The organism is Alcanivorax sp. HI0044 (assembly GCF_001634945.1).
In genome coordinates, this window is the sequence record NZ_LWEZ01000265.1 from 1 (window position 1) to 817 (window position 817).

Here is an 817-nt window from a genome sequence, read left to right on the forward strand (position 1 = left end):
CCTTTTCAGATAACGATAACGCACACTATTGTGCCAGTCGCGCTAACGCTTCGCGCAAGGCATCAGGAATGGCGACGGGTCGCCCTGTTGCTCGATTCACGAACACGTGTACCACAAAACCGGTGGCCTTGGCCGGGCCTTCACTGCCGAACAGTGCCAATCCATAGCGCACAGAACTGTTTCCCAGCTTGTCCACCTTCATCCCCACCACCAATGATTCCGGATAGGCTGCCGCTTCCAGATAGTCACAACCGGAGCTGACCACATAGGCGATGTGTTCGCCTTCGTGGATATCCAGTCCGCCTTCGTCGACCAGGTAGCGGTTAATGGTGGAGTCAAAATAGCTGTAATAGACCACGTTGTTGATGTGGCCGTAGATATCATTATCGCTCCAGCGACTATCCACCGGGCAAAGGTAGCCGTATTCCTCACGCTGAGGACGGCTTGGTTTATCACTACTCATTCGTGTTATTTCCTGAAGTGCTGCATATCACCTGTTGCGTCTCTTGAATCAATATACTGCCTTGTAAATATTCAGGGCATCCGCCTCGGTCACTTCACGGGGGTTATTCACCAGCAGCCGTTGCTGGAGCATGGCATCCGAGGCCAGGGTTTCCAGGCTGTCTTCGGTGACCCCGGCATCGCGCAGGCGCACTGGCAGACCCACCTCACTGATCAGCGACTCCAGCGCCGCAACCAATACTCCCGCGCCATCGTCATGGTCAGCAAAGGGGCGGTCACTGAGAATGGGTGCCAGCTCGGCATAAAGCGGCGCCGCCTTGGGCAAATTGAAGCGCAGCACTTCCGGCAACACCAG

The 817-nt window shown here is 55.7% G+C and carries 2 protein-coding genes; both read right to left on the minus strand.

Going from position 1 to position 817, the window contains the following annotated elements:
- Positions 1-25 precede the first annotated feature (25 nt).
- Complete coding sequence (locus A3730_RS03285; RefSeq protein WP_063518735.1) at positions 26-463, minus strand: thioesterase family protein; 438 nt, start codon at positions 461-463, stop codon at positions 26-28.
- A gap of 48 nt (positions 464-511) precedes the next feature.
- Positions 512-817, minus strand: a 306-nt coding sequence (locus tag A3730_RS03290; protein ID WP_156500849.1) for an iron-containing alcohol dehydrogenase, incomplete at its 5' end; no start/stop codon positions are given.